Origin of the sequence: Vibrio satsumensis, from assembly GCF_050337435.1 — a bacterium.
Taxonomy (GTDB): domain Bacteria; phylum Pseudomonadota; class Gammaproteobacteria; order Enterobacterales; family Vibrionaceae; genus Vibrio; species Vibrio satsumensis.
The window spans coordinates 14,226-40,955 of the sequence record NZ_JAKJSX010000019.1 but is presented as its reverse complement, the minus strand read 5'-3'; the positions used below and the strand labels follow the sequence as shown (position 1 = coordinate 40,955).

22 protein-coding genes and 1 riboswitch are annotated in these 26,730 nt (G+C 42.8%); of the genes, 10 read left to right on the top strand and 12 right to left on the bottom strand.

Annotated features, from left to right (window positions below; genetic code table 11):
* Positions 1–12 precede the first annotated feature (12 nt).
* On the bottom strand, positions 13–2,088 hold the full coding sequence (gene dinG, locus L4C44_RS21200) for an ATP-dependent DNA helicase DinG (RefSeq protein WP_428805670.1): 2,076 nt from the start codon (positions 2,086–2,088) through the stop codon (positions 13–15).
* A gap of 514 nt (positions 2,089–2,602) precedes the next feature.
* Between dinG and L4C44_RS21195 the strand changes: the two genes are divergently transcribed.
* Complete coding sequence (locus L4C44_RS21195; protein WP_146492192.1) at positions 2,603–3,604, top strand: porin family protein; 1,002 nt, start codon at positions 2,603–2,605, stop codon at positions 3,602–3,604.
* Positions 3,605–3,736: 132 nt separating this feature from the next.
* On the opposite strand, the gene L4C44_RS21190 is transcribed toward L4C44_RS21195, so the two are convergent.
* Positions 3,737–4,465 carry a pseudouridine synthase gene (locus tag L4C44_RS21190; RefSeq protein ID WP_372383984.1) on the bottom strand — a complete coding sequence of 243 codons (729 nt, stop codon included), beginning with the start codon at positions 4,463–4,465 and terminating at the stop codon, positions 3,737–3,739.
* 320 nt (positions 4,466–4,785) lie between these two features.
* Between L4C44_RS21190 and L4C44_RS21185 the strand changes: the two genes are divergently transcribed.
* Positions 4,786–7,011, top strand: a complete 2,226-nt coding sequence (locus L4C44_RS21185; RefSeq protein ID WP_285953233.1) for an NADP-dependent isocitrate dehydrogenase — start codon at positions 4,786–4,788, stop codon at positions 7,009–7,011.
* Between the two features lie 325 nt (positions 7,012–7,336).
* On the opposite strand, the gene cspD is transcribed toward L4C44_RS21185, so the two are convergent.
* The gene (gene cspD / locus L4C44_RS21180) at positions 7,337–7,558 is read right to left on the bottom strand and encodes a cold shock domain-containing protein CspD (protein WP_004736548.1); all 222 of its coding nucleotides are present in this window, start codon (positions 7,556–7,558) and stop codon (positions 7,337–7,339) included.
* Between the two features lie 585 nt (positions 7,559–8,143).
* On the opposite strand from cspD, the gene clpS reads away from it, so the two are divergent.
* Positions 8,144–8,464 (top strand): ATP-dependent Clp protease adapter ClpS, encoded by a 321-nt coding sequence (clpS, locus tag L4C44_RS21175; protein WP_004737430.1) that lies wholly within the window; start codon positions 8,144–8,146, stop codon positions 8,462–8,464.
* A gap of 39 nt (positions 8,465–8,503) precedes the next feature.
* The gene (gene clpA / locus L4C44_RS21170; protein ID WP_019824423.1) at positions 8,504–10,777 is read left to right on the top strand and encodes an ATP-dependent Clp protease ATP-binding subunit ClpA; all 2,274 of its coding nucleotides are present in this window, start codon (positions 8,504–8,506) and stop codon (positions 10,775–10,777) included.
* Between the two features lie 236 nt (positions 10,778–11,013).
* Here the strand turns inward: clpA and infA are convergent, their stop codons facing one another.
* From infA to aat, 3 genes are all read right to left on the bottom strand, one after another.
* The gene (infA, locus tag L4C44_RS21165; protein WP_001040192.1) at positions 11,014–11,232 is read right to left on the bottom strand and encodes a translation initiation factor IF-1; all 219 of its coding nucleotides are present in this window, start codon (positions 11,230–11,232) and stop codon (positions 11,014–11,016) included.
* Positions 11,233–11,313: 81 nt separating this feature from the next.
* A complete protein-coding gene (locus L4C44_RS21160; RefSeq protein WP_029405336.1) occupies positions 11,314–12,012 on the bottom strand; it encodes an arginyltransferase in 699 nt (232 codons plus the stop codon).
* The gene (gene aat, locus L4C44_RS21155; protein ID WP_019820980.1) at positions 12,012–12,722 is read right to left on the bottom strand and encodes a leucyl/phenylalanyl-tRNA--protein transferase; all 711 of its coding nucleotides are present in this window, start codon (positions 12,720–12,722) and stop codon (positions 12,012–12,014) included. Before aat ends, L4C44_RS21160 begins: the two co-directional genes overlap by 1 nt.
* A gap of 53 nt (positions 12,723–12,775) precedes the next feature.
* Between aat and L4C44_RS21150 the strand changes: the two genes are divergently transcribed.
* Both L4C44_RS21150 and aroA read left to right on the top strand, forming a co-directional pair.
* Positions 12,776–13,231, top strand: a complete 456-nt coding sequence (locus tag L4C44_RS21150) for an outer membrane lipoprotein (RefSeq protein WP_004736438.1) — start codon at positions 12,776–12,778, stop codon at positions 13,229–13,231.
* A 162-nt stretch (positions 13,232–13,393) separates the two neighbouring features.
* Positions 13,394–14,674 (top strand): 3-phosphoshikimate 1-carboxyvinyltransferase, encoded by a 1,281-nt coding sequence (gene aroA, locus L4C44_RS21145; RefSeq protein WP_146492188.1) that lies wholly within the window; start codon positions 13,394–13,396, stop codon positions 14,672–14,674.
* 45 nt (positions 14,675–14,719) lie between these two features.
* Here aroA and L4C44_RS21140 read toward each other — a convergent pair whose 3' ends face one another.
* Complete coding sequence (locus tag L4C44_RS21140; RefSeq protein ID WP_017062104.1) at positions 14,720–14,965, bottom strand: YciN family protein; 246 nt, start codon at positions 14,963–14,965, stop codon at positions 14,720–14,722.
* Positions 14,966–15,404: 439 nt separating this feature from the next.
* Between L4C44_RS21140 and topA the strand changes: the two genes are divergently transcribed.
* The 4 genes from topA (at position 15,405) to L4C44_RS21120 (ending at position 22,316) form a co-directional block, all read left to right on the top strand.
* Entirely contained in the window at positions 15,405–18,035 is a 2,631-nt protein-coding gene (gene topA / locus L4C44_RS21135; RefSeq protein WP_017062103.1) for a type I DNA topoisomerase, read from the top strand.
* A gap of 523 nt (positions 18,036–18,558) precedes the next feature.
* Positions 18,559–19,788 (top strand): glucose-1-phosphate adenylyltransferase, encoded by a 1,230-nt coding sequence (gene glgC, locus L4C44_RS21130; protein WP_080582251.1) that lies wholly within the window; start codon positions 18,559–18,561, stop codon positions 19,786–19,788.
* On the top strand, positions 19,778–21,232 hold the full coding sequence (gene glgA / locus L4C44_RS21125) for a glycogen synthase GlgA (protein WP_146492187.1): 1,455 nt from the start codon (positions 19,778–19,780) through the stop codon (positions 21,230–21,232). The genes glgC and glgA overlap by 11 nt, the downstream gene beginning before the upstream one ends.
* 286 nt (positions 21,233–21,518) lie before the next feature.
* Positions 21,519–22,316 (top strand): alpha/beta fold hydrolase, encoded by a 798-nt coding sequence (locus tag L4C44_RS21120; RefSeq protein ID WP_146492186.1) that lies wholly within the window; start codon positions 21,519–21,521, stop codon positions 22,314–22,316.
* A gap of 131 nt (positions 22,317–22,447) precedes the next feature.
* On the opposite strand, the gene L4C44_RS21115 is transcribed toward L4C44_RS21120, so the two are convergent.
* From L4C44_RS21115 to torD, 5 genes are all read right to left on the bottom strand, one after another.
* Complete coding sequence (locus L4C44_RS21115) at positions 22,448–22,765, bottom strand: putative signal transducing protein (protein WP_061018452.1); 318 nt, start codon at positions 22,763–22,765, stop codon at positions 22,448–22,450.
* Positions 22,766–22,811: 46 nt separating this feature from the next.
* Positions 22,812–23,492, bottom strand: coding sequence for a TVP38/TMEM64 family protein (locus L4C44_RS21110; RefSeq protein WP_285953235.1), 681 nt, complete (start codon positions 23,490–23,492; stop codon positions 22,812–22,814).
* A 133-nt stretch (positions 23,493–23,625) separates the two neighbouring features.
* The gene (locus L4C44_RS21105; RefSeq protein WP_081090099.1) at positions 23,626–24,216 is read right to left on the bottom strand and encodes a TfoX/Sxy family DNA transformation protein; all 591 of its coding nucleotides are present in this window, start codon (positions 24,214–24,216) and stop codon (positions 23,626–23,628) included.
* A 127-nt stretch (positions 24,217–24,343) separates the two neighbouring features.
* Positions 24,344–24,429: riboswitch (cyclic di-GMP riboswitch) on the bottom strand.
* 170 nt (positions 24,430–24,599) lie between these two features.
* Positions 24,600–25,604 carry an HTH-type transcriptional repressor PurR gene (purR, locus tag L4C44_RS21100; RefSeq protein WP_060982357.1) on the bottom strand — a complete coding sequence of 335 codons (1,005 nt, stop codon included), beginning with the start codon at positions 25,602–25,604 and terminating at the stop codon, positions 24,600–24,602.
* Between the two features lie 316 nt (positions 25,605–25,920).
* Entirely contained in the window at positions 25,921–26,568 is a 648-nt protein-coding gene (gene torD, locus L4C44_RS21095; protein ID WP_428805669.1) for a molecular chaperone TorD, read from the bottom strand.
* Positions 26,569–26,730 lie beyond the last annotated feature (162 nt).

Below are 26,730 nucleotides of genomic sequence, written 5' to 3'. Positions count from 1 at the left end.
AGGGCAGGGAAATTAGTATTTTATTGTTCTTTTAAAAGGCGGTAGTGAATCGAGTAAGGACTTTCCATATCGCTTCGTTACTATGCGTCTATCAAGGATCGTGACTTTACCAGAATCTCGTTCTTTACGCAGCAGTCTACCCACAGATTGAATAAGCTTTTTACTCGCTTCTGGAACAGTAATCTGCATAAACGGATTACCACCACGTGATTCAATATATTCTGAATGTGCTTGTTCTACAGGAGAGGTAGGAACCCCAAAAGGAATCTTGGTAATAACCAGGTTTTCTAGAAGCTCTCCCGGTAGGTCAAGACCTTCAGAAAAGCTGCCTGTTCCAAAAAGAACGCTGGTTTTACCTTGGTCTATGAGTTTTTTATGTTTTTTTAGGATTTCAGTTCGTGAAGTATCACCTTGAACCTGCAATGCCCATGACTTTTTAACGAAATCTGTTGCTAAAGCCTCTGCAACTTTGTTCATTTGCCAGTAAGAAGAGAATAGAACGAGGTTGGCTTTTTTGTCTTCAATTACCTTAGGCAAAATTTCAATAAGATATTCGGTAAACTGAGGTGCTTGTGGTTCGTACTTCATTGCCGGCACTATCAGCTCAGCTTGCTTCTGGTAATCAAACGGTGATGCTAAAGCCAGAAATTGCACGCCATCTTCTTCTTTTTGACTGATCCCCGCTTGGTGACAGAAAAAGCTGAACGAGTTGAGTGCTCTCATGGTCGCAGAAACAAGCACCGCACCAACACAGCGGCTCCAGATCTGCTGATCCAGTTGCCAACCCACCTCTAGTGGAGAAACATTAACAACGAAATCGCCTTCGCTTTCTTTATTCAGTTCAAGCCAACGAGCCAAAGGAGCCCCTTTCTCGCGCTTAGGTTCGGCCATTAAGCGCCAAACCTGAGCAAGGTTTTCTGTTCTTTGTATATAGAAGCCAATCTCCGCAAGCGCAGGCTCTGCTAGCTTTGCTGAAAGCTCTCCGTCTTTAACTCGCTCTGCAATTAGGTCTGCAATCTTCGCAACGGCTTGGCTCGCCTTTTGTGTGAGTTGCTTGAGATCTTTAGATTCATTCTCTAGCCACTCAGGTAAGTCACCATGTTCGAAGCGGTACAGGCCGTCCTCAAAGTGGTTAGCGTCAAACTGTTTGCACATTTGAGTCAGAGTAGGGATCAGCTGTTGCACTGAGTCTTGCAGTTCATTTCTAAATCGATGGACGCGCTTCTCGTCTGCTAGGCCTGAAAGCTTAGTGATTGATTGATTCAAACGCTCTAACCATGAAGCGGCCCCTTTTAAGCTCGCAGCAGCGGAAGAATGATCTCTCGCGACATGCGGTAAGTGGTGAGCCTCATCGAATATATAGATGCTATTTTCTGGCTCGGGCAGTATTACACCGCCGCCTAGATCAGCATCTGCCATTACCAAACTGTGGTTAGCGATGATAACGTCTGCTTTATCTAGCTCTGAACGTGCCTTTTGGAAAGGGCAATCTCTGTGAGTTGGCATGCTGTTGTTACAACTATGCTTATCACTGACGATCATCTGCCAAATCATATTGTCGATAGGTTTTGGCCACGAATCGCGGTCACCATCCCATTTACCTTGAGTCAAGCTACGGTACATAGTTTGAAGTTGGTCGATATCTTTCTTTTTTGGCTTAGATTCGAACATAGCCATTTGACCACCATCAACTCCACAAGCAGCAGCTAGCTTTTCGGAACAACAATAACGCTGTCTGCCCTTAGCTAATATAAAAGAAAACTCTCTATCAGTCAGTCTTCTATATAGAGGGAGATCTTTGTTAACGAGCTGTTCTTGTAGCGCAACTGTCGCTGTTGAAATTACTATTTTTCGGTTATTGAGCACTGCTACTGGAATAGTAGCCATTAAATAAGCCAGCGATTTTCCAATCCCTGTTCCTGCCTCTGCAACAATCATGCGATTACTTTTGTGGTATTGACCACAAAGTGTCTTCGCTATTTCTGCAACAAGGTAATTTTGAGCACGTCGAGGTACAAAGTTGTCCAACTGATCTTGGAGGTTTTGATAACTGGTGCGAATAGATTTTTGAATTTTAGTAGTTAGCATACTGTGACCTACGTAACGGAGCGAGGATAGTAGCACATATCACTAGTCGGTACATTTACCGCAAAATAGCTTGCTTTTGAATCAAAGGTAGATCTTGTTCACAAAAAAAAACTGAACCATCAGGAACTTAACGTTTTTATTTATGTTGTGAAATATAAATTTTAAAAAACACTGACCTATAGGTGTTAAATTCTACTGATGGGCTGTTGTTTGAGTTGTTTTTGGAGTTTAATTCTATTTGTTACATTTTTTGGATTATTATATTTGCTGATAAAACTAAGGATAAGCTGCTCGTAAAATGATGAAAAAAAATGTAAGTGTTTGATTTTGATTGGTTTGTGTTTTTTTTAGGTTTGTTTTTAGTTTATTTGACACGCAGGATAATCTTTTGCAATCTAGACCTCGAAATTTAGTGACGGTGATTAACCAACAAAGAGTGGTAATGACCAGTCACAATAAATAAAAGGGAACCGGGCAAGGATCTCCCATTCTTAGAAAAGGCAGTGGATTTATTATGAAAAAGACTCTATTAGCGCTAGCTATCGCAGCAGTATCAACTTCTGCATTCGCAGTAGAAACTAGCTCTCAAAACTCTAAACCAGTTTTCGAATTTGAAGATATGCACAAAGACCAGTTCTCTGTGTCTGGTGCTTGGGGTGTTGGTGGTTACTACGATACAGGTACTAAAGCATTCTACGATGATTGGGCTACAGGTCTAACTCTTGCTATTAGCTACAAAAACAACCGTTGGGTAGGTTACTTTGAAACTGACCTAATGCTTAACTACAGCTCTGACGAGCAGAAGAAAGACATTCAGTCTGGCCCAGCAACAGACGTAGATAAAGCATGGTTAGGTTTCACTACTGACGCTGGTGTTATCTCTCTAGGTTGGGAAAACGATACAGCACTTGACAAAGTTGACGGTGCTGGCGACATGACTTACGAATTTGGTGCTTCAGCTGGCGATGCTTCTGATGGCTTCAACGTAGCTAAGTTCCAAGGCGCTACTTCTGGTATTGCTTACGGTATCTCTGTTTTCGATACTAGCGATGACCGTGACGAAGGCGAAATGGGTTACAACGGTTACGTTGGTGTAGAACAAGAAATGTTCAACATTTACGCTGGCTACGAAGCTCGTGAAGACTCTGACTACACAGTAACATCTCTATCTGGTAACGTAACTCTAGATAAACTAAAGCTAGGTCTTAACGCTTGGATTGATGATGGTAAAGTTGGTGTAGAAAAGAACACTACAGATCTTAAACTAACTGGTTTCTACGCTTCAGCTGGTTACGCTCTAACTGAGCAACTTACTCTAGCTGCTGGTTACGCAACTAACACAACTGAGTCTAACGTTGCATCTGATATTGATCAGTCTTACATGAACGTTGCTGCTATGTACACTCTTAGCGAGCGTGTTGACATGGGTATCGATATCAAACAAGAGCTAGACTCTGGTTTTGACAACGTTGATGAAGAAACTCACGTATTCGCAGCTGCTTACTACTACTTCTAATAGTTTAACTTTTAGTTAAGTAACGCTGTAAAAGCCAGTCTTATGACTGGCTTTTTTGTATCTATGATTTATCAGTAGATATAAAAAAGCCGCTCTATTAGCGGCAATTTAGATATTGTAGGCTGTGTGATTTTAGATTTCTTTCCATTCACCAGGCTGTAGCTGACCCACATTCATGTTGCCCATTGAATAGCGGATAAGACGCAGGGTAGGGAAGCCGATATTGGCTGTCATTCGTCTTACTTGGCGGTTACGCCCTTCAATGATTGTGATAGCTAGCCATGTTGTCGGTATCGCGGCTCTGAAGCGGACTGGAGGGTTTCTATCCCACACCTTAGGTTCTGCCATTGACTCCACCTTTGCTGGCAGCGTCATACCGTCTTTTAGCTCAACGCCTTTTCTCAATTTATCTAAATCTTCCTCAGAAGGTGCGCCTTCAACTTGTACCCAGTAAGTCTTTGGGGATTTTGAGTTTGGTTGAGTTAATTTGGCTTGGAAGATGCCATCGTTGGTCAATACCATTAAACCTTCGCTGTCGCGATCAAGTCGACCCGCAGCGTAAACATCTTTTACGGGAATAAAGTCCGCTAACGTTTTTCTCCCTTCACCATCAGTGAACTGGCTGAGAGTATCAAAAGGCTTATTGAACAGAATCACTTTGCGATCTTCGATTGCCACCTTAGGTTTTGTGTTGGTTGATTTACCTTTATATCGGTGCTTACTGGAGTGTTGCTTTATGTGCGAACTGCCAGTGTTATTTTTATCGCTGCTTCGGCTCTGTCTATTACCGCTTTGTTTTAATGTTGCACCAGAACGAGCCGGTTTGTCTGAACGAGATGCGCTGCGTGAGCGAGTAGACATGTTAACTACCTTGCAAAAATGTAAACGAAGTGTGCTGAAAAGTTTTCACTGAAACGGAATTGAGCTATCATTTGCGCGCCTAAATGACACAAAATAGAACAAGTTGATGGACTCTTAAGCTTGATTTGTTTAATTATACCTTCGTGTTTTATTATAACAACGCACTCACGGATTTGGTTCATGCTGTCATCAAGATTGCATGAAAAATAAGATAGAGTACGACTATCGAGTAAGCAGTTTTCACTCTTTGAGTGGCTTACTGGTCAATTTATAACACTCTCACTACTTAAGTGAGCTTGTAAGAACTATAGGGAAATTTCATGCCTACTGAAAAACCAACGATCATCTATACCATTACAGACGAAGCTCCGGCGCTAGCAACTTACTCTCTGCTGCCAATCATTCAATCTTTTACAGCTTCTTCTGGTATTAACGTTGATACTCGCGACATTTCACTTGCAGGGCGCATTATTGCCAACTTCCCTGATTATTTGAACGAAGAGCAACGCATTGGTGATGCATTAGCAGAACTAGGTGAATTGGCTAAGACACCAGAAGCGAACATTATCAAGCTTCCAAACATCTCTGCATCTGTGCCTCAGTTGCAAGCAACAATCAAAGAACTACAGTCAAAAGGCTACGCACTTCCAAACTACCCAGAAGAAGCAAACACCGACGAAGAGAAAGCCGTTAAAGCGACTTACGATAAAATCAAAGGCAGTGCAGTAAACCCTGTACTACGTGAAGGTAACTCGGATCGCCGCGCTCCACTTTCAGTAAAAAACTATGCGAAGAAAAACCCACATTCAATGGGTGCATGGTCTGCAGATTCTAAGTCGCACGTTTCAAGTATGGACGACAAAGACTTCTTCGGTAGCGAAAAATCAGTAACCATTGAAGGTGCTACGGAAGTTAGCATTGAATTCGTTGGCAAAGATGGCGCGAAGAAAACATTGAAGCCAGCTTTTGCACTGCAAGATAAAGAGATCATTGATGCGTCAGTGATGAACAAGGCCGCTTTGGTTGCGTTTTTCGAGAAAGAAATAGCGTCGGCTAAAGAGCAAGGTGTACTGCTTTCTCTTCATATGAAAGCGACGATGATGAAAGTATCTGACCCTGTGATCTTTGGTCATGCGGTTAAGGTTTACTATAAAGACGTATTCACTAAACACGGTCAGCTATTTGAAGAGCTTGGTGTGGATGTTAACAACGGCATCGGTGATGTATACGCGAAGATTGCATCGCTTCCTCAAGAGCAAAAACAGGCAATCGAAGCTGATCTACAAGCGGTATACGAGACTCAACCACCACTAGCGATGGTTGACTCGGATCGTGGTATTACTAACCTACACGTTCCAAGCGATATCATTGTTGATGCTTCTATGCCTGCAATGCTGCGTTCTTCTGGTCAAATGTGGGATCCAGAAGGTAAGCAAAAAGATACCAAAGCTATGATCCCAGATCGCAGCTACGCGAGCATTTACCAAGCGGTTATTGATTTCTGTAAAGAGAACGGCGCGTTCGATCCAACAACGATGGGTAGCGTACCAAACGTTGGCTTGATGGCTCAAAAAGCTGAAGAGTACGGTTCTCACGATAAGACTTTTATCCTTGAAGCTGCTGGTCAGGTTCAAGTTGTTGACGCTTCAGGCTCTGTGCTTCTAGAGCAAGACGTAGAGGAAGGCGACATCTTCCGTATGTGTCAGGTTAAAGATGCACCAATCCAAGACTGGGTTAAGCTTGCGGTAACTCGTGCTCGTGCATCGGGTGTCCCTGCGGTATTTTGGCTAGATGCGTCACGCGCGCATGATGCTCAGCTTATTAAGAAAGTTGAAGCGTACCTTCCTGAATACGATACTGATGGTCTTGAAATTAAGATCCTTGCTCCACTTGAAGCGACTCAATACTCACTGGTTCGTATCAAAGAAGGTCTAGATACTATTTCGGTTACAGGTAACGTATTACGTGATTACCTAACTGATTTGTTCCCAATTCTAGAGCTTGGTACGTCAGCTAAAATGCTGTCGATTGTTCCACTAATGAATGGCGGCGGTCTGTTTGAAACAGGTGCTGGCGGTTCAGCGCCTAAGCACGTGCAACAAGTAGAGAAAGAAAACCATCTGCGTTGGGATTCTTTAGGTGAATTCTTGGCATTAGCGGCATCTCTTGAGCACCTGAGCGTAGTAACGGGTAACGCTAAGGCACAAGTTCTAGCGGACGCGCTTGATAAAGCAACGGGTGAATTCCTAGACAACAACAAGTCCCCTTCACGCCGAGTAGGAGAGCTTGATAACCGTGGTAGCCACTACTACCTAGCGGCATACTGGGCTAAGGCGCTTGCTGAGCAAACGGCTGATGCTGATCTTGCTGCTGAGTTCGCAGGTGTGGCAAGTCAACTGGCTGAAAGTGAAGAAGCTATTGTTGCAGAGCTAAACAACGCTCAAGGTGTCGCTGGCGACTTAGGTGGTTACTACCTACTTGATGATGCACTGGTTTCAACACTAATGCGTCCAAGCTCAACACTAAACGCATTTATTGATGCATAGTGATTGGACTCATCGTTAGTCAGCCATGAACGTGATTTGCTAACGAGTTACTTGGCCTAACAGCTAAGTCATAGATAAAGTCAAAATGAAAGATGCTTTAACGATAACGTTAAAGCATCTTTTTTTCTTTCTAATACTTCCTAAGACCTAGTTTAATAGAATAGATTCTCGCACTGATTGTCCAGTGAGCAACTTTAGAGATCCCGGAACGAAAAAACCGCTCACGTAATCCTGTATTACAGGCATTAAATGAGCGGTTTCAATATTCTGTTTACCTGTCAGCCGTTAATGACGATTGATGGAGGTTAACATGAGTTGGCTTCGCCTATTTTGCGGCGCTGCCTTCTACAGGAACAACGGAGCTAGCGTGCGAGCCTTTAGGACCACTTTCTACTTCATAGTCGACCTGCTGACCAGCCTTTAGGGTTCGATAGCCTTCCATTTGTATTGTGGAGTAGTGCGCGAAAATATCGCCGTCTTCACCTTCTGGACAAATAAAGCCAAACCCTTTGGCATTGTTAAACCATTTTACTGTACCTGTAGCCATGCTATACATCCCTCATGCATTTTGTTACTAACGTTGTTATATCAATAGTTGTAAGTTCAATTGATATCATTCTTACCAGCTAAAGAATTTCAGCTGATAGCTTGAATCTCATACATTGCTTACGGAAATTAACGCTACCCTGCGTAATTATTCCTTATTGTTAATTTTTAAAGCGTGTTACTGGTTTTAAATCATGTTGCAAAAATGTATTAAAAAACCTTTTAGCTCCAATGTAGCTAATGATTGAGCACAGTCAATAGCAAATTGGTATAAAATTGATCAATTTTAATAACAAATCACATTCGAGATTAACTGCAAACTATTAACTAAATAGTAACTTAGCGGTGATCTTATCGTCAGTATCAATAGTTATGGTGTCTTTTTAATCAATCACATATGTTAATCCTGTTAATCGAGATCTTTTATTTGCAGCGATGGAAATGGTGGATTAGGCTCAGTATAGAGGAATATTTTTTGGTACTGTTTCTCGGTGCAGTTTCTTAGTACACCGTAAAGCGTGAATGTGGTAAATTTAAGTTAGGTAAACACTCACGACTTCCGAAAAATAACCCTTAGCAAAGCGATATGAGCAGAAACTTTGAATGGGCATCTCCAGGCTCAGATTTACTGGAGAAAGAAGCGACAAAAGTAAAGCCACCGGCAATGTATAACGTTGTATTAAATAACGATGATTACACGCCTATGGACTTTGTAATCGAGATCCTAGAGCGATTCTTCTCACTAGATATCGAAAAAGCAACGGAAGTGATGCTCAAGGTTCATTATGAAGGTAAAGCTATATGCGGTACGTACAGTGCTGAAATAGCGGAAACAAAGGTAGCGCAGGTCACGATGTACTCAAAGGAAAATGAGCATCCGCTACTATGTACAATGGAGCAAGTATAAATTGCTCGAACAACACTGTTGTTCCCTTAGGAGGTACTTATGCTAAATAAAGAATTAGAGACGAGTTTAAATGGCGCATTTGCTCGTGCGCGAGACAAGCGACATGAATTCATGACTGTCGAACACCTCCTACTAGCATTATTAGAAAATGATGCGGCCAAGGAAGCGCTCCAAGCTTGTCAGGCTGATCTCGATGCTCTTCGCAATGAGCTCGATATTTTTATCGATCAAACGACTCCACTTATCCCTGAAAGCGACGAGACTCGTGAAACCCAGCCTACGCTGAGTTTTCAACGAGTACTTCAGCGTGCTGTTTTTCATGTTCAATCTTCAGGTCGCAGCGAAGTAACAGGTGCTAACGTACTTGTGGCTATTTTTAGTGAGCAAGAATCTCACGCGGCATATCTTCTTAAGAAAAATGACATTAGCCGCTTAGATATTGTTAACTTCATCTCACACGGTATTACCAAAGCCAGCAATGAAGGAGACAGTCCTTCATCATCTGATTCATTTGGTGGTGCAGAAAATGCTGAAGAAGCGAATTCCGAAGACCGTTTAGAAAACTTTGCTACTAACCTTAACGAAGTAGCGAAGCAGGGCAATATTGACCCACTAATCGGTCGTGACAAAGAGCTAGAACGTACTATCCAAGTTCTGTGTCGTCGTCGTAAGAACAACCCTCTGTTAGTGGGTGAAGCGGGTGTAGGTAAAACTGCCATTGCGGAAGGCTTAGCATGGCGTATCGTTGAAGGGCAAGTGCCTGAAATCATTCAGAGCAGCGTGATTTATTCTCTGGATATTGGTTCGCTGCTAGCAGGAACGAAGTATCGTGGTGATTTTGAGAAACGTTTTAAAGCGATTCTTAAGCAACTAGAGAAAGAAGAAGATGCGATTCTGTTCATCGATGAGATCCACACCATTATTGGTGCTGGCGCTGCCTCTGGTGGTCAGGTTGATGCGGCAAACTTAATTAAACCACTACTAAGCAGTGGTAAATTACGTTGCATCGGCTCAACAACGTACCAAGAGTACAGCAGTATTTTTGAGAAGGAGCGTGCGCTAGCTCGTCGCTTCCAGAAAATCGATATTATTGAACCATCGCTAGATGACACTACCAAGATTCTGATTGGCTTGAAGCCAAAATACGAAGCTCACCACGAAGTGCGCTATACCAACAAAGCGTTGCGTGCAGCGGTGGAACTGTCAGCTAAATACATTAATGAACGTCACCTTCCCGATAAGGCCATTGACGTAATCGATGAAGCGGGCGCTCGTAGCCGTTTGGCACCAGCAAGCCGTCGTAAGAAGACGGTTAGCGTGGCGGACATTGAGTCAATGGTTGCGAAAATGGCTCGTATTCCAGAGAAGTCAGTATCGTCTTCAGACAAAGATACGCTACAGAAACTGGATGACCGCATGAAAATGTTGGTATTCGGACAAGATCCTGCAATCGATGTGTTGAGTGAAGCGATAAAGCTGACCCGTGCCGGATTGGGCGCAGACAATAAACCAGTTGGTTCATTCTTGTTTGCTGGTCCTACTGGCGTAGGTAAAACCGAGGTGACAGTTCAACTGTCTAAATTGATGGGCATTGAGCTTCTACGCTTTGATATGTCTGAGTACGGTGAGCGCCACTCTGTGAGCCGCTTGATTGGTGCTCCTCCTGGTTATGTTGGTTACGATCAAGGTGGTCTGCTAACTGACGCCGTAATCAAGAACCCGCACTCTGTTGTGTTACTTGATGAGATCGAAAAAGCTCACCCAGATATCTTTAACTTGTTGCTACAGGTTATGGATAACGGCACGCTAACTGATAACAATGGTCGTAAAGCGGATTTCCGTAACGTGATCTTAGTGATGACGACTAACGCTGGTGTAGCTGAAACGGAGAAGAAATCGATTGGCCTGATCCAACAAGATCATGCGCCAGATGCGATGGGCGAAATCAAGAAGGTATTTACTCCTGAGTTCCGTAACCGTCTCGATAATATCATTTGGTTCAACAGCCTTGATCCAACTGTGATTAGCCAAGTTGTTGATAAGTTTATTGTCGAGCTTCAGGTTCAACTGGATGCTCGTGGCGTATCTTTAGAGGTTTCTGAAGATGCTCGCCATTGGTTAGCAGACAAAGGTTACGATAAGACCATGGGTGCTCGTCCGATGGGACGTGTTATTCAAGACAAGCTTAAGAAGCCACTGGCAAATGAGTTATTGTTTGGTAGTTTAGTCGACGGAGGTACTGTGAAGGTATCCCTGAAGAAAGACGACCTAGACTTTGTTTATGTCGGTGCTAAAGAAGAGGTTATGCACTAACGAAGTGATTGATAACTCAAAAGTTTAAATATAAAACGCATGACTTCGGTTGTGCGTTTTTTTATGCTTGCGAGAGATGCGAGAGATGCGAGAGATGCGAGAGATGCGAGAGATGCGAGAGATGCGAGAGATGCGAGAGATGCGAGAGATGCGAGAGATGTTGGCGTGGTAAAAAATTTAGGCGATAAAAAACGGAGCATTAAGCTCCGCTTCTTATCGTAGTCGATAATTAAAAATTAACGAGCACGGAAGACGATGCGGCCTTTAGAAAGGTCGTATGGAGTCATCTCAACAGTTACTTTATCACCAGTAAGAATACGGATGTAGTTCTTACGCATTTTACCAGAGATGTGTGCTGTCACTACGTGACCGTTTTCAAGCTCAACACGGAACATTGTGTTTGGTAGAGTATCAAGGACAGTGCCTTGCATCTCGATTACGTCTTCTTTAGCCATCTAATCCTCTTTCGAAATTTGGCGGTTTTCAACGGCTTGATTGTGCCGTTAAAATCAAAATATGTAAAGTTGTCGCGTATTCTACCCTTGCCACCGCTGATTTACTAGCCTTTGATGACGTTGAAATCGTACTTTATAGTTCATCGCAGGGCATTCATCGATTTGATAACCCAAATATAACCATTGTTTTTGTTCTTTCTGGGCATGTTGGATCTGAAATAGAACGCCAAGTGTTCCCATCGAAATGTCGATATCAGGATCGAAGAAGGTATAAAATGCGCTTGTACAGTGAGTCATGATGTCGGTTACGGCGATAGCAACCAACTTGTTCTCATCATAGATATGCATGAACTTTGTAGTAAGCCACTCATTTTTAGAGAACTGTAGAAACTCTTCTTTCTTTGGTGGATACATGGTTCCCGAACGGTGACGAGCGGTGATATACCGACTGTATAAATCAAACCAGTTGTCATCCATCTCATCTTTCAGTTCCCAACGCAGTGATTTTCCCTTGTTAAGGATTCGTCGTTGGCTTTTGGAAAGCTTTACCTCAGGAATAGAAAGCCGAATCGCTTGGCATGCTGAGCAATTATCGCAATGTGGCTTATAAATGGTTGCTCCACTGCGGCGAAATCCATTCGCAAGCAGAACTTCATAGTTATCTGAGGTGTGCATGTGTTCATCAAGCGTGACCGCCACTCTCTCTTCGAGGTGAGATAAGTAGCTGCAAGCGTGATTGTCTGTTAATCCAATTCTGATTTGTTGTAAATCTGGATTCATTAAGGCATTTCCTTTAGCCATTGGGTTTTAAAGCATGCATCGTTAACGGAGAATTCTTTGAGTAATTGTAGGGAACCTAGGAATTCATCCCTATCAACCTCGATAGCGCCTAAGGATTCCAAGTGAGGGTTCATGACTTGGCAATCAATCATTTGTCCGCCGAATTGTGTAAAGTGTTCACAAAAGTACCACAGCGCAATTTTAGAGGCATTGCTCTTTAGGCTGAACATCGATTCACCGCAAAAGACTTGGCCTCTTTGTAAGCCATAAAGTCCGCCGATTAGCTCATCATCTTGCCAAACCTCAACCGAGTGGCAGAAACCTAATGAAGCGAGTTTGCGGTAGGCTGACTGCATGTCACTGTTTAGCCAGGTTTCTTCTTCGGGTCTTAGTGAAGAGCAATACCCAATTACTCTGTCCGTCGCTTGGTTGATGCTGACACGGTAATTGTGCTTTCTTTGAAACTTTTTAAGACTTTTTGACGGTTCGAATGTCTTAGGATTAAATACCGCTCGCGGTGCAGGGCTCCACCAAAGTATAGGCTCACCTGGGCCATACCATGGAAATATACCTTGGCTATAAGCGTTTAAAATTCGCATTGGTGATAAATCACCACCGAAGGCGAGCAGACCGTTGGGTTCATCAAGCGCGTCGAAAGGCGAAGGAAACTCTATACTAGTAGTATCAAGTTCGGTTAGGTATATAGTCATAAGTACCGCATTACAGATTAATCACTGACCAAGAGGTCTTTAGGAGTTTTACCATGAAGAAGTTGCTTTGGATTTTACTTGTTTTGCCCATGTTGGCAAATGCAGCTTACAACAGAAACCAAGCTCGACCAGTAAACGAGGTGGTTTATGGTGAGATTGATACGGTTAGATACATCACTCAGCAAGAGATCGTTGAATCGAAAGCGAATGGTTGGGAAACCTTGTTAGGTGCGGCGATTGGTGGCTTGATTGGTAACCAGTTTGGCGGCGGCACCGGTAAAGAAGTAGCGACAGCTGTCGGTGCAGTAGCAGGTGCGGGTATTGCTCGTAACCGCGGTAACACACAATATAAAGTAGAGTACAAACTGGTCGAGTTATTGGTCAAAACTAAAGACGATAAGTTGGTCAACATCATCCAAGATGTCGATAACTCGATGCTGTTTAACCGAGGCGATGATGTACGAATTCTCTATTTTTCAGATGGTGTTCGAGTTGATCTAGTGTACTAGTATATAAATACGATTGATTGGCTAATTAATCACCTGATTGAGTGGGATTAGCTCTGGAGTTCGTTGGAAAAGTTCGTTAGTCTGCAAGTACGAAGAATTATTCATCACCCGAAAATAAATACGCGCCAGTGACTTCGGGTGGTACAAGGACTATAAGATTTAATGGAAAGCCTTACGTTACAACCAATTCAAAAAGTGAACGGGGAAGTTAACCTACCTGGTTCAAAAAGCGTTTCCAACCGTGCACTTCTTTTGGCTGCACTTTCAACGGGAACCACTCGCCTAACAAACTTGCTAGACAGTGATGACATTCGCCATATGTTGAATGCCTTGACTCAACTAGGTGTTAATTATCAGCTGTCTGCAGACAAAACTGTTTGTGAAGTAACGGGTGTTGGTGGTGTATTCTCAAGTGATAAAGCCCTAGAGCTTTTTTTAGGTAACGCGGGTACGGCGATGCGTCCTCTGGCGGCTGCACTATGTTTAGGTCGCGGTGAATACGTTCTTACTGGTGAGCCGCGCATGAAAGAGCGCCCAATTGGCCATTTAGTAACTGCACTGCGAGCTGCTGGTGCCGACGTTGAATACTTAGAAAACGAAAACTACCCACCATTGAAGATCACAGGTACAGGTTTGAAGAGCGGTACGGTTTCTATCGACGGTTCTATCTCTAGCCAGTTTTTGACGGCATTTTTGATGGCTGCGCCCTTAGCTGAAGGTGAAGTGACCATTAAAATTGAAGGTGAATTAGTTTCTAAACCTTACATCGATATTACGCTGCACATCATGAAGCAATTTGGTGTGGACGTGATCAATAATGATTACCAAGAGTTTGTTATTCCCACTGGGCAATCTTACTCGGCACCGGGTGATTTCTTGGTTGAAGGTGATGCATCATCTGCGTCATATTTCCTTGCTGCGGCTGCGATTAAAGGTGGTGAGATTAAGGTTACTGGTATTGGTAAAAACAGTATCCAAGGTGATATCCAATTCGCTGATGCGCTTGAGAAAATGGGTGCCGAAATCGAATGGGGTGACGACTATGTTATTTCTCGTTGTGGTGAGCTGAAAGGCATTGATATGGACTATAACCATATTCCAGATGCTGCGATGACTATCGCGACGACCGCGTTGTTTGCTAAAGGTACAACGGCAATCCGTAATGTCTACAACTGGCGTGTGAAAGAGACAGACCGCTTGGCTGCAATGGCTACAGAGCTACGCAAAGTTGGTGCTGAAGTGGAAGAGGGTGAAGATTACATCATTGTTAACCCTGTAGCAGAACTGACTCACGCGGCGATTGATACTTACGATGATCACCGTATGGCGATGTGTTTCTCACTGGTTGCTTTGAGCGATACGCCTGTGACGATTAACGATCCAGGTTGTACGTCAAAGACATTCCCTGATTACTTCGATAAGTTGAAAATGCTGAGCCAGTAAAGGTTCAGGAACTGAAAAAGCTTGCCTAAATGGCAAGCTTTTTAATTATTGCTGAATTGTAAATTCTTTCGAAAGGTGGTGCGCTAAGTATTTAAACATGTTAAATACCGCGGTTGTATTCTCGGTCGGCATTCCATTGCTGTCTAAGAAGTATTCACCTTTGAAGACGAGTACATCGTCTTTTTCTACTACGCTGTTTGCGCGCATGCCTTCAATGTAGTCATCATGTGATTGGATAATTTGGTTTGCGATAAGCAGTAAATCAAATTCTGCTATTACTTTCTTTGTCATGAGTTTATCTCTGATAACTGAATATAACGTTGAGTTTATGGTGTCGAACTAGAAATTCAATGATTTCACAACCGATTAAGAGAGTCTTTTCAAACATCCACAATTTATTTTGTGATTTACGGCAAAAATAATTGAATGGGGCTCGCGTTAGATTCGCGGACAAGCTTAGTATGAGCCCGTTTAGACGTAATGCCTGATGAATAGGCTCTTGCAAGTATTCTTCGTGAGTACTTTATAGCTTCTTTATATTGTGACCCTTTTATCTGTGAGTCGTCGAATTGTCGAGCGATCAGATCCAATTTTGAAAAAAGCGGTTGATCTTCTAGTAATCTCGCACAATAGTAAAAAAAGAAGCAATGAATTTAGAATATCATGCGTAAAAGCCCACAAGCTAAATTGTTGGTGCTGAAGCATCGTGATTAAGGACGTTAGAGTCAATATGGGTAAATCGCTCGTTATAGTGGAGTCGCCAGCCAAGGCTAAAACTATCAATAAATATCTTGGCAAAGACTTTGTCGTTAAGTCGAGTGTAGGTCACGTACGTGATTTACCAACGGCGGGTCAAAGTACTGGTCAAAAGGCTGCAGCAGTTTCAACCAAGGGTATGAGCCCAGAAGATAAAGCTCGTATCAAGAAAGAAAAAGATCGCAAAGCTCTTATCAAAAAGATGGGTATCAACCCGTATAAAGAGTGGGAAGCGAACTACCAAATCCTACCTGGTAAAGAGAAAGTCGTCGCTGAATTGCAAAAACTGGCTGAGAACGCAGACCATGTTTATCTCGCAACCGATTTGGACCGCGAAGGAGAAGCTATCGCATGGCACCTTCGTGAGATCATCGGTGGCGATGAAACGCGATACAAGCGAGTGGTTTTTAACGAAATCACCAAGAATGCTATTCAACAAGCTTTCGAAACTCCAGGTGAGCTAAACATTGATGGCGTAAACGCACAACAAGCACGGCGTTTTATGGACCGTGTTGTTGGCTTTATGGTGTCACCTCTGCTTTGGAAAAAAGTAGCACGAGGCCTGTCCGCTGGCCGTGTTCAATCAGTAGCGGTAAAACTGCTGGTAGAGCGTGAGCGCGAGATCAACGCCTTTATCCCTGAAGAGTTCTGGGATGTGCATGCTGATACTAAAACAGCAGAGAAAACCGACTTTAGACTGCAAGTAGCGCAGAAAGACGGTGTTGCGTTTAAACCTGAAAATGAAGCGCAAACACAAGCTGCTGTTAGCGTTTTAGAAAAAGCGCAATATGAAGTATGTAAACGTGAAGACCGCCCAACAAAGAGTAAGCCGTCTGCACCTTACATCACGTCGACGCTGCAGCAAGCGGCGAGTACGCGTCTTGGTTATGGCGTAAAGAAAACCATGATGTTGGCTCAACGTCTGTATGAAGCGGGTTACATCACTTATATGCGTACTGACTCAACCAACTTGAGTTCAGAAGCTGTAGAAGCCGCTCGTGAATACATTGGTTCTGAGTACGGCGCGCAATACCTTCCACCTAAAGCACTTGTATACGGCAGCAAAGAGGGCGCTCAAGAGGCCCACGAAGCGATTCGTCCTTCAAGTGTAGATGTTAAGTCGGAAGATCTAAACGGCGTAGACGCAGACGCACACAAGCTTTATTCACTGATTTGGAATCAGTTCGTTGCGTGTCAAATGACACCAGCTCAATACGATTCAACGACAGTAAGCGTTAAAGCAGATGAGTACACGTTAAAAGCGAAAGGGCGTATTCTTAAATTTGATGGTTGGACTCGTGTTCAGCGTCCAATGGGTAAGAACGAAGATACAATCCTTCCAGCAGTTCAGATCGGCGATAAGCTTGATTTGATCGCCCTGGACCCTAAACAGCACTTTACTAAGCCACCTGCTCGTTTCACTGAAGCGGCGCTAGTTAAAGAGCTTGAGAAGCGTGGTATTGGTCGTCCTTCAACATACGCATCAATCATCTCGACGATTCAAGATCGTGGTTATGTAAAAGTTGAACAGCGTCGTTTCTATGCTGAGAAGATGGGTGAAATTGTTACTGACCGTCTAGACGGCAGCTTCAATGACCTAATGAACTACGACTTCACTGCTCGTATGGAGCAGAAGTTGGACCAAATCGCAGAAGGCGAAGCAAGCTGGAAAGGCGTGCTAGATAACTTCTTCGAAGACTTTACTGGCGATTTGGAAAAAGCAGATTTAGACGAAGACGCTGGTGGGATGAAGCCAAATCATATCGTGGAAACCGATATTGAGTGTCCGACTTGTAGCCGTAAAATGGGTATTCGTACTGCTTCGACAGGCGTATTCCTTGGTTGTTCTGGCTATGCACTTCCACCAAAAGAGCGTTGTAAGACAACAATCAACCTTGGTGATGAAGAGGGCATTATCAACGTGCTTGAAGAAGACGTTGAAACAGCAGCACTTCGAGCTAAAAAGCGTTGTCCTATTTGTGAAACGGCAATGGATGCTTATCTAATCGATGATAAGCGTAAGATGCACGTATGTGGTAACAACCCGAACTGTGAAGGTTATGTGGTTGAGCACGGCGAATTTAAAGTGAAAGGCTACGATGGTCCACTTGTTGAGTGTGACAAGTGTGGTTCTGACATGGTTCTGAAGAACGGTCGTTTTGGTAAATACATGGACTGTACGAGTGAAGACTGTAAGAACACTCGTAAGATTCTGAAAAATGGCGAAGTTGCGCCACCGAAAGAAGACCCGGTGCATTTCCCTGAACTTCCATGTGAAAATTCAGACGCGTACTTTGTTCTTCGTGATGGTGCTTCTGGTCTATTTATGGCTGCGAGCAACTTCCCTAAATCACGTGAAACGCGTGCACCATTAGTGGAAGAGCTGGTTCGTTTTAAAGACCGTATCTCACCTAAGTTCCAATACCTAGCATCAGCGCCAGTTGCTGACCCTGATGGTAAGCCGACAGTGGTTCGTTTTAGTCGTAAGACCAAAGAAAACTACGTTCGTACTGAAGTAGATGGAAAACCGTCCGGTTGGACTGCGTTGTACATCGACGGTAAGTGGGAAGTTACGGATAAGCGTAAAAAGCCTAAAGAGAAGTAACTGAACGTTATTGATGAAAAAGCAGCCATTAGGCTGCTTTTTTTGATCTCAATATGACTAAATATGCAACTTATTGATTTGGTGTTTCGTCTGCGAGAATTTATTAAATTCACACTGCAAAATAAATAACAGAAATTAATCACATCTTCTTATGCAACTTTAACGAGAATGTAACTTAATTAAAATATTGTAACTCACAGATCAGCGTTTAGTTGTATACCTGATGTGTGTCGGGTGTTAATGTAATGTTTCGTCTGGACGATGTAGTGTGAGCTGCTTTAAGTCTTAGGAAAGCAATCAGCTTACGTACCACAGAATGGCGTATTAAAAATTGAATTCGGCCGAAAAGTCGATAACGTATATAAAACCAAGTGCAAAGAATAGTGCACACATAACAACGTTTGGCTTAGGATATTGTCACTGTATGTGAATGGATATTCGCTAAATACCGAAATAAGTGTTGGTGCTCATCCCCCAGAGGAAGATACCTCTACGAGTACTAACATCGACAAGCTATAGATATATGGAGAATAAAATGGCTGGTGTATTGGGAATGATTCTTGCTGGTGGTGAAGGCTCTCGCTTAAGACCTTTAACTGAATCTCGCAGCAAACCCTCGGTTCCTTTCGGTGGTAGTTACCGCTTAATTGATTTCGCTTTGAACAACTTCGTTAATGCTGATCTAATGAAGATCTACGTATTAACACAATTTAAGTCACAGTCACTGTTCCACCATATGAAAAAAGGCTGGAATATCAGTGGTATAACAGACCGTTTCATCGACCCAATTCCTGCACAAATGCGTAAAGGAAAGCGTTGGTATGAAGGCACAGCAGATGCTATCTACCAAAACATGGGCTTTATGGAGTTGGAAGAACCTGATCAAGTCTGTATTTTTGGTTCAGACCATATCTATAAGATGGACATCAAACAGATGCTTGATTTCCATAAAGAGAAGAAAGCGGCTCTAACAGTATCAGCATTGCGCATGCCGCTTGCTGAAGCATCAGAATTCGGTGTTATTGAGGTTGATGCTGATGGCCGTATGATTGGCTTTGAAGAGAAACCTGCAAATCCGAAGTCGATCCCGGGCGATCCAGAATCAGCGCTCGTTTCAATGGGCAATTACGTGTTCGAAGCGAAAGAGCTTTTTGCTGAACTAACGGAAGATGCTGATAGAGAAGGTTCGACACACGATTTCGGCAAAGACATTATTCCAAACATGTTCCCACGTGGTGATGTGTTTGTTTATGATTTCAGCACCAATCGTATTACTGGTGAGAAAGAAGAAGTTTACTGGCGCGATGTAGGTACGATTGACGCGTACTGGCAAGCGCATATGGACCTTCTTAAGAAAGATGCGCCATTCTCGCTATACAACCGTAAATGGCCTCTACACACTTATTACCCGCCACTACCACCTGCTACGTTTACTGATTCGGCAAATGGTCGAATTCAGATCATTGATAGTCTTGTTTGTAGCGGTAGTTACGTACGTGGTTCGCGTATTGAAAAGAGTGTACTGGGTTTCCGCAGCAATATCGCATCAGCGTGTGATATTAGCGAAAGTATCTTACTCGGTGATGTAAAAGTGGGTGAGGGTTGTATCCTGCGCCGCGTTATCATTGATAAAGATGCAGATATCGCACCGGGTACACAGATTGGTGTAAATCTGACAGAAGACAAAAAGCATTACCACGTATCTGACGATGGTGTCGTAGTGATTTCTAAAGGAGCACGAGTTGGTTACTAAGACTCTCTCGGTACTTTTTGTAGCGTCTGAAGTTGAAGGCTTGATTAAAAGTGGTGGCTTGGCTGATGTAGCCAAGGCACTACCGAAAGCGTTGCAAACACTCGAACAGGACGTTCGAGTGACTATCCCCGCCTATAGAAATATTCCAAACATTGATTCAGCAGAAGTTGTTTTATCGACTGAACTCGATCATTGGCCTCATACGGCTTACCAAGTGAAAAAACTGAGCGTAGAAGGCGTTCCAGTTTTTGGTATTGAATGTGCCAAGTATTTCGACCGCCCGGAAATGTACGCAGAAAACAATCAAGCTTATGCTGATAACGGAGAGCGCTTCTCGTTCTTTAGTGCAGCCTGTCTTGATATGCTTCCTAAACTTGGTTTTCAACCGGATATCATTCATGCAAATGACTGGCATACAGGTTTCGTTCCTTTCTTGCTTAAATCGCGTTACCAACAACACGATTTCTTTGAAAATACACGCAGTGTTATCTCGATTCACAATGCGGTATTCAAAGGTGTGTTCGCATACGATGAATTACAATTCCTGCCAGAGATGCACAGTTATCATGTGCCAGAAGCTTCAGTGAGTGACACTCATGTCACTATGCTAAGAGCTGGCGTGATGTGCGCTGATAAAGTGAACGCTGTAAGTCCTACCTATGCAGAAGAGTTGAAAACGGAATTAGGTAGCCACGGTATGGCTGCAGAATTCCAACACAGATCAGCTGATCTGTTCGGCATTTTGAATGGTTGCGATTACGGAGCTTGGAACCCGGAAACAGACGCTTTCCTTCCTCGTAAATACAAAGCGACTAAGCACAGCATGGCTCGCGGAAAATCAGCTTGTAAGCAAAAGCTGCAACAAGACGTGGGTTTACCCGTTGCCGATTGCGCGGTTTATGGCATGGTTTGTCGCCTGACGAATCAAAAAGGCGTTCACTACTTACTGCCTATCATCGATCAGTTCTTGAAAAACGACCTTCAGATTGTGATTGTCGGTACAGGTGATCCGGTTTTGGCGAGTCAGTTGAAAGAGCTATCAGCACTTCACTCAGACAAGTTCTCATTCGTAGAAGCCTACAATAATGAACTAGCGCACTTGGTTGAAGCTGGCTCTGATTTCTTTTTGATGCCTTCTGAATTTGAACCTTGTGGTTTAAATCAAATCTATAGTATGGCTTATGGTACTTTGCCTATTGTTCGCTCTGTAGGCGGCTTAAAAGACAGTGTGAATGATTACGATCAGGATCCTGAGGTAGCGACAGGGTTTGCTTTTGAAGAGCCAACACCGCAAGCGCTACTGGCAGTATTGCATCGTTCATTGCTGCTTTATGCTCAAAATTCATCTGAAATTAAGCGTGTTCAGCTTTATGCAATGCAGCAAGATTTTAGTTGGGAAGATGCGGCAAAAGAATACCTTGTGATGTACCACTCTGCATTTTAACTTGCTGACTTAGCTTAAAAAGTTGGTTTGTGAACAATTGCAGTTCTTAATAGAAGAAGGCACTCTGATAGCAGAGTGCCTTCTTGTTTTCTGGTCAGAGCACATCTCGTTTGCGAAGACAAAGCTTGCAAACTCATTTTAGTCATGTAGAAAAGGCAGGATAGGTATTCACATGACTAATGTTAGGTTTGACACTATTATCACTTAAAGTTCTTAATAGCGTGATATCCTTGGTCATCGCCTTGTGATGAGGCAGAGCTCCACTCCAATAATTAAAGCGATAGGTATGTCTGAGAGTTTACTATTTCATAAAACATTTACTCACCCTACGAGTGATGAGTGGGTTGTATTTGTGCATGGCGCAGGAGGCAGTTCCTCCATTTGGTTCAAGCAGATCAAAGCGTATAAGCAGCACTTCAATTTGCTTCTCATCGACCTCAGAGGGCATGGTAAATCAGACAACATACTTAAAGAACTGATTTCGAATCGTTATACGTTCAAATCGGTGACGCTTGATATTCTTAAAGTGTTAGACCATCTCAAAATCCGCTCTGCGCACTTCGTGGGTATGTCTTTGGGCACGATTATCGTTCGCAACGTGGCTGAATTGGCTGCGAGCAGAGTGCGCTCTATGGTGCTTGGTGGTGCGGTTACTAAACTTAACACTCGCTCTCAAGTATTAATCAAATTAGGAAACCTGAGTAAGCACATTATTCCTTATATGTGGTTATACAGCTTATTTGCTTATGTTGTGATGCCGCAAAAAAGTCAGAAAGAGTCACGTCACTTGTTTATCCGCGAAGCTAAAAAGCTGTGCCAAAAAGAGTTTAAACGTTGGTTTATCCTCACAGCTGACGTAAATCCATTGATGAAGTACTTCAAAGACAGAGAGTTGCCGATTCCAACTTTGTATTTGATGGGTGAACGCGATTATATGTTCATCAAGCCTGTTAAAGAAATGGTGGAAGCGCATGAGTCGAGTGAGTTGGTAGAAATCGCTAACTGTGGGCATGTATGTAATGTCGAAAACCCTGAAGAATTCAATCAACAATCTATCGCTTTTATTCAAAAGCAAATTCAGTGATTATCTAGGTTCTTTATCAGAACCGATGTTTGAATAGAATTAAAATAAAAACGGGAAGCTAATTTTAGCTTCCCGTTTTTATTTGGAGGTTGTCTTTTACAGAATCATTTTCTGTAATAATGGAAACTCTGCTATTCAGGTGAAGCAGCGCCGCACTGCCAGCATGAACCAAATTGAGCTTCGTTAACTTCATGACATTTACTACAACGCCACTCTTCATAGATAATAGAATCTTGCTGTTTTTGGTAGTCATTAACAATCGTGCGGGCTTTACTGGCCAATTCTGGCTCATATAACCATACGTAAGGGTCAGTTTCTTCTGTGAATGGGATTTCACCTTTCAAACCAAACAAACCCTCCCCACGGACTTCACACGCAATATTCTCACTTTCTAGTAATCCACAGATGATGTGGGCTTCTGTCGGATTCGATGCACTGAAGATCTTCATTGAAATAGAACCTTATCTGGCTATATGCGTTATTTAGCTATATACGTTATTCAGCCACTGGTGTTGAGCGAAACTTCCCCATCAACCACTTAGCAATAATTGGGAATATACCCAGTAATGCAAATGACAATAGTACTGAAGGCGACACGATGCCCGAAAGTGAATCAATTTCTGCGAGTTGAGTACCTGCATTCAAGAAAACAGCAGTACCCGGCAACATCCCGATTTGACTCGTAATGTAGTAACGACTCACCGACATAGGAGTTAGACCCATCAACAGGTTGATAAGGAAGAATGGGAATACAGGAATTAGACGCAGAGAAAACAAGTAAAATGCGCCGTCTTTTTCAACGCCCTTGTTAATTGTCGCTAACTTGTCACCAAACTTGGTTTGAATCCAGTCACGTAACAGATAGCGGCTACTTAGAAAAGCGAGGGTAGCACCAATTGCACTTGCGAAAGATACCAGCAGTAAACTATTCCAGAAGCCAAATAGAGCAGCTCCAAGCAGGGTAACAACAGCGGCGCCAGGAATTGAGAAAGCAGTGATCATTACATACGCAACAAAATAGATAGCGGCGGCGGCAATAAAGTTGCTGTCAATGTAGTCATTTAAAACGGCTTGTTGGGCCTTGGCATTTTCAAGCGTGAGGTATTGGCCAAAATTGACGCCTAACAAGACGATGATTACTACCAATATAATACCCAATATCATTTTCTTACTCATTGATACTTCCTCTAAATTTTCAATGCATACCGATAGTATAGATAGACAGGCAAAGCTTAGATTAACTTTCAGTAGATATAAAAAAAGCCGCAAAAATGCGGCTTAGTTATGTAGATAGTTTGCACTGACAATGCTAATTGACGCGATTGATAAGCTCTTCACGACGCTGCTGCGGTATAACTGACCAATGTGTACCATTGATCGCACCTTCTAGCGCCCAAAGTAGTTCAATACTGACAGAAGACGCATGCGATTCCTTGATGGCGTTAAATGCGTTTACAGAGCCTGATTCATATAAACGTTCTACGGAATCGATCCCTGCTTTTTTCAACATGCGTTCAGTAGCGAGTCGAAGGTTAGGCAGATCTTTGAGTCGAGTAGGCTTAGCAGAAGACTGCTCGGCTTTTTCTTCTTTAGCAAAACCTAGAGACGTGGTTGCAAGCTGCAAGATTTTTTCTTGGTCTTGCCACAGGCCTTCAGGTAAAGCGAAATATTTAGTAACGACAGGGAAACCACGTTTTTTGTAGACGTACGGTTGAAACCCTTGTTGTTCGAATTGTTTTGTTGTGCATTTTTCTGCTCGTATGTGCAGCTGGTCATTTACAACCAGAGCAAACATAGTGTCATCAGCAAAAAGACCGAAGCCACCAAACATTGAGCGTGATTTTATTTTTCCTAGGGGCTCAAATAACTTCATTGAGTCCTTTAGTATCGGTTTATCCATGTTATTTATCTCGGTGTATTTGAACTACGCCACCAAATAAGCAGGTCCGAGAGATTAGCAAAATGTTGCAATTAAATTGTCAATAAGCCGTAAATTACTAAATTATTAGTACTTACTGCATTTTGCCATCGGTAACCCCGCTACCATACCAACGAGTGGTTTAGGCCGGAAGCTTTGCGTCTCACTTTTTCAAGTGGTTTGCCCTGTGCGTGACTGATTGAATAGAATAAAGTTTTTGTTGAATGAGGCTCACACTTGATATTTCAAAATGTGATGTTGCTTCAATTAATGATCTTTCCGTTGTGCATATGAGTTCATTATAGCTGTTGATAAAAAAAGCGCACCTAAAGGTGCGCTTGATGCAATTAAACTCGAGTTGTCAATTAATTTAACGTTTTAACTGTACTTCGCTCAACAATTTCAGGGTGCATTTCGAAGACGCGTTTTTCATGATCTTTATCTTTTATGCGCTCTAACAGAATTTCGAATGCATTCTTACCAACACGACGCTTAGGTTGGTGAACCGTAGTTAACGGTGGAGAGAAGTATTCAGCCAGTTCGATGTTGTCGTAACCAATCACGGAAATATCTTCAGGAATGCGAATTCCTTTCTCTTGCAGGCGGCTCATTAGGCCTAGTGCCATTGTGTCATTAAAACAGAATACTGCGGTTGGACGATCTTCCATCTCTACGATTTGCTCTGCAGCAAGAACAGCCGTATCACACTCGAAGTTACCTTCAATGATCATATCATCATCGGCAGTAATCTTTGCTTCATTGAGTGCACGCTTGTAACCAGCGATACGCTCAACACATGCTGCTTTGTCTAAGTGGCCACTTAAACAAGCAATCTTAGAGTGACCGCGTTCAATGAGGTATTTGGTTGCTAGATAGCCACCTTCTTCAGAGTTATCGATGATCTTATCAGCTTGAGAACTCTCTGGACCCCAGTCCATTATTACTTTAGGGATGTCAGCGTGACGGTCTAACATCTCTCTCAGTTCTTCAGTTAGGTCAGAACACATCACTAAGATGCCATCTACACGTTTCTCAGCAAGCATTCGAATGTAATCACGTTGCTTCTCATAGATACCGCCCGTATTACACAGGATCAAAGTGTAACCTTGACGGTAACAGTAGCTCTCAACACCATCGATAACTTCAGAGAAGAATAGGTTAGTTGATTGAGTAACTAGCATGCCGATAGTGCGTGTTGTATTGCACTTCAAACTACGAGCAACTGCACTTGGCGCATAGTTAAGTTCATCTACTGCTTTGTTAACTTTTTCTTGAGTCGCTTCAGCAACAAAGCGAGTTTTGTTGATTACGTGAGAAACGGTTGTTGTTGATACGCCGGCTAAGCGAGCGACATCTTTGATAGTGGCCATGGTTTTATCCTATTAGAAGCTACTTTCCCAAAGTACGGAATGAAGTAGCCGTTAAGCTACCTAACTAAGAGCTTAAATTTGTAGGGCTCTTTGGGTACTAAAGTGCTAAAAAACAAAAAACCGCTATTGAGCGGCTTGTCTTAACACCGAAATGCTCTGAACTTTAATAAGCATAGCATTTCGTGAATGTTTCATATTTTATCGTTTGCGGTCACAATTTTAGACTGACTAGAAATTACTCGCAATAAAATTCACCCAGAAATCCGGGTGAATTGTCACATTCTGCTGAATTTGTTTACCAAATCATCCAATAAACTTATTCACCAGCGAGGTATTGAGTGTCTAATGTGCAGAATGCCAGTAGCAGAGCTGAGACTGAAGCGTAGAAACCGAATTCGTCAACGTCATGACATTTTACGTTGAACCTTGGTACCCAAGTAAGCAGTTGTTGTTCGATAAATTGCTGTTGAACGGCGAACGATTTTTCGAATTCTTCTTCAAGATCCGTTTCATTAGAACGGATGATCAAGTTACCAAGAAAATCGAGTTCGATAGCGATGTGGTCTGCTGGCTCTTTTAAGTCTTGGTTCACGACTAAGTTGTGCTTAGCCATGATCTCTTCCATATCTCTTGCAGGCTTATCATTTAAAAGGCCAGTTTCGCCGATATACATGGAAGCGTAAGGAAGAGCGCCGTGTTTGTCTGTCTTTAAGAAAAGATCGCAAAAGTCTGCAGACAGTTCTAGTTGGGCATCTTCACGTGTTTGGAGACGGTTCAGTGCATCGACTAAGCGATCAATCGCAGGCTTTAGTGTTTCATTTTCGCCTAAACCAGTTAGGAAAGAACGAATCTCAACAGAGTGGTAGTGATCGAGTTCTTCTTGGGTGAGCTCTTTGGCGAATAAGCTTGATAGCCACCAGTATATTTCGGCTCTTTGCTCGTTGAATGCTTTCGTTTCTTTCATTTGATTAATCCTAATATCGTCTTTCGTAATACCTAGGGTACGAAGGCTGAATAACAAGGTTATTTGCGAAACGCAAAGTTACTCGTTAGTAGTAATGCCTATATTGAATTGCGATGGAAGATAAATAGCAAGGTTTAAGATTGTCTTGTATCAAAAAAAATC